Source organism: Phaeobacter sp. (assembly GCF_022825805.1).
Taxonomy (GTDB): domain Bacteria; phylum Pseudomonadota; class Alphaproteobacteria; order Rhodobacterales; family Rhodobacteraceae; genus Phaeobacter.
Genome location: NZ_JAJDWC010000157.1, coordinates 1 through 4396 on the forward strand (window position 1 = coordinate 1; position 4396 = coordinate 4396).

A 4396-nucleotide genomic window follows, 5' to 3' on the forward strand; every position below is an offset into this window, starting at 1 on the left:
GAGCGGTTCTTTGGCAGGCTGAAAGCCTCGTTCCGTCGCATCGCAACCCGATACGAAAAGACGTCACGCAATTTCCTGTCGATGATCAAACTGGCATCCGTCAGACTGTGGATCGAGTTTTATGAGTCGGCTGCCTAATGAACCTTTATGGGAGTTGCAGCAAAATGGGAATTGGGCGATAAGCCCTGCAGCAAATGTTTGCGATAACAGCCCCTGAAGACGAGAAGGATGCCCCCATGAGAAGAACGCGCAATGTGAAGATTGTTGCCACCTTGGGCCCGGCATCAGAAACCTACGAAACCATTCGCGCCCTGCACGAAGCAGGAGCAGATGTCTTTCGGTTGAACATGTCCCACGGCAGCCACGACGAAATCGCCGAAAAACACCGCATCATCCGCAAGGTGGAAGCAGATCTCGACAGCTCCATTGCGATCCTCGCAGATCTGCAAGGACCCAAACTGCGGGTTGGCGTGTTTGCAAACACGGCAGAAGATCTGGTTGAGGGCGCCAACTTCCGGCTTGATCTCGATCCGGCAGAGGGGGACATCAACCGCGTTTGTCTCCCCCACCCCGAAATCTTTGAAGCGCTGCAGCCCGGCGCACATCTGCTCGTGAACGATGGCAAGATCCGCCTGCGCGTGGAAACATGTGGTTCTGATTTCGCAAACTGCGTCGTCACCACAGGCGGCACGATCTCCAACCGCAAGGGGGTGAATGTGCCCGATGTGGTGCTGCCTCTCGCCGCCTTGTCGGACAAGGATCGGGATGATCTGGAATTTGTCTGCCAGCTCGGCGTGGACTGGCTCGCGTTGTCATTTGTGCAGCGCGCCAAAGACGTGTTCGAAGCGCGCGGGCTTGCAGATGGGCGGGCGGCTGTGCTCTCCAAAATCGAAAAACCCGCCGCCGTGGACAATTTCGAAGAGATCCTGGATGCCTCCGATGGCATCATGGTGGCACGCGGCGATCTTGGTGTGGAACTTCCGGTGTCTGCGGTGCCACCGATCCAAAAACGTCTGGTCCGTCGCTGTCGCGCTGCTGCAAAACCCGTGATTGTGGCAACACAGATGCTCGAAAGCATGATCGAAAGCCCGATGCCCACGCGCGCAGAAGTGTCTGACGTCGCCACTGCGATTTATGAAGGCGCGGACGCGATCATGCTGTCAGCTGAATCTGCGGCCGGGCAATACCCGATCGAAGCGGTTCAAACGATGGACAATGTCGCCACCGAAGTGGAAGTCGACCCAACGTATGTGCAGATCATCGCGTCGTCCCGCTCCGCCAAGGGCGACACAGTTGCAGACGCCATCGTTGCCGCTGCCCGCGAAATCGCGGAAAAGACCGAGATCAAAGCGATCTGCTGCTACACACAGAGCGGCACCACCGCGCTGCTGACCGCACGGGAACGCCCGGGCGTGCCGATCATTGCCCTGACGCCCCTGGCCCGCACCGCCCGCCGCCTCGCGCTCAGCTGGGGGTGCAACTGTGTTGTGACCTCGGATCAGGACCGGTTCAAAGGGGCTGTTGTCGGCGCCGCGCGAGCAGCCCGCTCTGGCGGCTTCGCTGGCGAGACGGATCAGATCGTGGTCACTGCCGGGGTCCCTTTCAACGTACCGGGCACCACCAACATCCTGCGCGTTGCGCCTTGCGACGAGCGGCTGATCTACAGTACCGACCCGGAATAAGTCGTTTCAACGGTCAAACAACACCGCGTGATCCAAACCAATCGGGTCACGCAATGGCGCTGGACCCGCAGCTGCCAGGATTATCCCCCAAAACACAGCAAAACAGACAGAATCTGCTTGCTCTCACAGCCGGGCTTGCGTAAACCGCAGCCCTGTTCGCGTGGCCGGCCCAATGTGGCATGCCGAGTCGCGCATACACCGAACCCGCATTGAAGGAGACGGAAATGCCCAAAATGAAGACAAAGTCGAGCGCCAAGAAGCGCTTCAAAGTGACAGCGACCGGTAAGGTCCTGGCTGGTCAGGCAGGCAAGCGCCACGGCATGATCAAGCGTCACAAGAAATTCATCCGCGACGCTCGCGGCACCACCACCCTGTCCGCACCGGACGCAAAGATCGTCAAGGGCTTCATGCCCTACGACCGCTAAGAGGAGATCTGAGATATGTCCCGTGTAAAAGGTGGTACCACAACTCACGCCCGTCACAAGAAGGTCATCAAGGCAGCCAAAGGTTACTACGGCCGTCGCAAGAATACCTTCAAAGTGGCCCGTCAGGCCGTCGACAAGGCGAACCAGTACGCAACCCGTGACCGTAAGAACCGCAAGCGCAACTTCCGCGCGCTGTGGATCCAGCGGATCAACGCGGCTGTCCGTTCGCACGACGAGGCGCTGACATACTCCCGCTTCATCAACGGTCTGAACCTGGCCGGTATCGAAGTGGACCGTAAAGTTCTGGCCGATCTGGCCGTCCACGAGCCCGAAGCATTTGGCGCAATCGTCAAGCAAGCTCAGAGCGCTCTGGCAGCCTAAGCCGTCTACGACTGACACAATTAGAACCCGTCGAGCAATCGGCGGGTTCTTTTCGTATGGAGCATCCAAATCCAACGTCGGCTGACTGTTTGAGCGGCACAGCAACTGCAACAGCGCCCTTGCGGCCACATCAGAGCGGACGGCCACATCGCAGATCACTCTGTCCTCTTGCTTTCGACGGCGGCTGTGATAGCAGGGCCTAAGCTCAAATTCAGGGGACCGTCATGGACGATCTTAAAGCAAAATATCTGGCTCAGATTGCAGACGCCGGTGACGAAGCCGCATTGGAGACCATCCGGGTCTCGGCAGTTGGGAAGAAAGGCGAGGTTGCGCTGAAAATGCGTGAACTCGGCAAGATGACCCCGGAAGAGCGGCAGGTTGCAGGCCCGGCGCTGAATGCGCTGAAAGACGAAATCAACTCGGCCCTCGCGGCGAAGAAAGCTGCACTTGCAGATGCTGCATTGGATGCTCGGCTGCGTACCGAATGGCTGGATGTGACCCTGCCCACGCGTCCGACACGCACCGGCACCCTGCACCCGATCAGCCAAGCCAGCGAAGAGCTCACCGCGATCTTTGCCGAACTGGGCTTCTCGGTGGCCGAAGGGCCGCGCATCGATACCGATTGGTACAACTTCGACGCGCTGAACATCCCCGGTCACCACCCCGCGCGGGCAGAAATGGACACGTTCTACATGCACCGTGCCGAGGGCGACGACCGGCCACCGCATGTGCTGCGCACGCACACCTCCCCGGTTCAGATCCGGTCGATGGAGAAAATGGGCGCGCCCCTGCGGATCATCTGCCCCGGTGGCGTGTACCGCGCGGACTATGACCAGACCCACACGCCGATGTTCCATCAGGTCGAAGGCCTGGCGCTGGACAAGAACATCTCCATGGCGAACCTGAAATGGGTGCTGGAAGAGTTTGTGAAGTCCTTCTTCGAAATCGACGATGTCGAGCTGCGCTTCCGGGCCTCGCATTTCCCCTTCACCGAGCCTTCGGCAGAGGTGGATATTCGCTGTTCCTGGAAAGACGGCACGCTGAAGATTGGCGAGGGCGACGACTGGCTGGAAATCCTCGGCTCTGGCATGGTGCACCCAAAGGTGATCGCCGCTGGCGGCATCGACCCCGACGTCTATCAGGGCTTCGCCTTTGGCATCGGCATCGACCGCCTGGCCATGCTGAAATACGGCATTCCAGATCTGCGCGCCTTTTTTGACAGCGATCTGCGCTGGTTGCGCCACTATGGCTTCCAATGTCTGGACGTGCCTACCCTGCATGGCGGTCTCAGCCGATAACTCCAAAAAACCAACGCACAACAAGCACCCGTTTCGCTCAGAAGCGGGTGTTTTTCTTTTGAAAGCTGCAACTTACCAACCTATCGATTTTTTCGATACTGCAGCCAAAAGCTTTCGTTTCACAGCTTGTTTCAATCGCGGCACCTTGGCGCGCAATTGGCCCACGCAAACGAGAGCAGCCCTCGATGACCACAACAAAACCCCAAACACGGCTCGCCGCCGACATTGGTGGCACATTCACAGATGTAGTTCTTGAAACCTCGGCAGGATTTTTTACCGCCAAGGTCCCAACCAACCTCGAAAACCCGGAACGCGGGATCATGGACGGGGTCGCTGTGGTTATGGATCAGGCCGGATGCACCCCCGATCAGGTCGACGTTTTTGTTCATGGCACCACGCTCGCTACCAACGCGCTGATCGAACGCAAAGGCGCCAAAACGGCACTGATAACAACCGAAGGATTTCGCGACAGTCTGTCGAGAACATTCTGAATTGTCCGGTGTAGGTAACATGCCAATTGTCCGCTTCAGTTAGTACCGCAGCAGCCCAAATCGGAACGAGCCGTAGGCGACTGGAGATTTGGGCTGCTGCGTTCGCACGCGTCGAAGCG

At 58.5% G+C, this 4396-nt stretch carries 5 protein-coding genes and 1 pseudogene; all 6 read left to right on the top strand.

Annotated elements, in window-relative coordinates; all coding sequences use genetic code 11:
* A pseudogene (locus tag Q0C28_RS17460) lies at positions 1 to 138 on the top strand (IS5/IS1182 family transposase); the annotation flags it as partial.
* Positions 139 to 236: 98 nt separating this feature from the next.
* Complete coding sequence (pyk, locus tag Q0C28_RS17465; protein WP_293577725.1) at positions 237 to 1682, top strand: pyruvate kinase; 1446 nt, start codon at positions 237 to 239, stop codon at positions 1680 to 1682.
* Positions 1683 to 1906: 224 nt separating this feature from the next.
* The gene (gene rpmI / locus Q0C28_RS17470; protein WP_008560811.1) at positions 1907 to 2107 is read left to right on the top strand and encodes a 50S ribosomal protein L35; all 201 of its coding nucleotides are present in this window, start codon (positions 1907 to 1909) and stop codon (positions 2105 to 2107) included.
* A gap of 15 nt (positions 2108 to 2122) precedes the next feature.
* Positions 2123 to 2488: a 50S ribosomal protein L20 gene (rplT, locus tag Q0C28_RS17475; protein ID WP_293577728.1), complete on the top strand. Its 366-nt coding sequence runs from the start codon at positions 2123 to 2125 to the stop codon at positions 2486 to 2488.
* Between the two features lie 224 nt (positions 2489 to 2712).
* Positions 2713 to 3786: a phenylalanine--tRNA ligase subunit alpha gene (pheS, locus tag Q0C28_RS17480; protein WP_293577729.1), complete on the top strand. Its 1074-nt coding sequence runs from the start codon at positions 2713 to 2715 to the stop codon at positions 3784 to 3786.
* A gap of 185 nt (positions 3787 to 3971) precedes the next feature.
* Complete coding sequence (locus Q0C28_RS17485) at positions 3972 to 4277, top strand: hydantoinase/oxoprolinase N-terminal domain-containing protein (protein WP_293577731.1); 306 nt, start codon at positions 3972 to 3974, stop codon at positions 4275 to 4277.
* Positions 4278 to 4396 lie beyond the last annotated feature (119 nt).

Bases quoted from the DNA above. Each gene is read 5' to 3' on its own strand.
- rplT (WP_293577728.1), top strand. From the start codon at position 2,123: ATGTCCCGTGTAAAAGGTGGTACCACAACTCACGCCCGTCACAAGAAG.
- Q0C28_RS17485 (WP_293577731.1), top strand. From the start codon at position 3,972: ATGACCACAACAAAACCCCAAACACGGCTCGCCGCCGACATTGGTGGC.
- pheS (WP_293577729.1), top strand. From the start codon at position 2,713: ATGGACGATCTTAAAGCAAAATATCTGGCTCAGATTGCAGACGCCGGT.
- pyk (WP_293577725.1), top strand. From the start codon at position 237: ATGAGAAGAACGCGCAATGTGAAGATTGTTGCCACCTTGGGCCCGGCA.
- rpmI (WP_008560811.1), top strand. From the start codon at position 1,907: ATGCCCAAAATGAAGACAAAGTCGAGCGCCAAGAAGCGCTTCAAAGTG.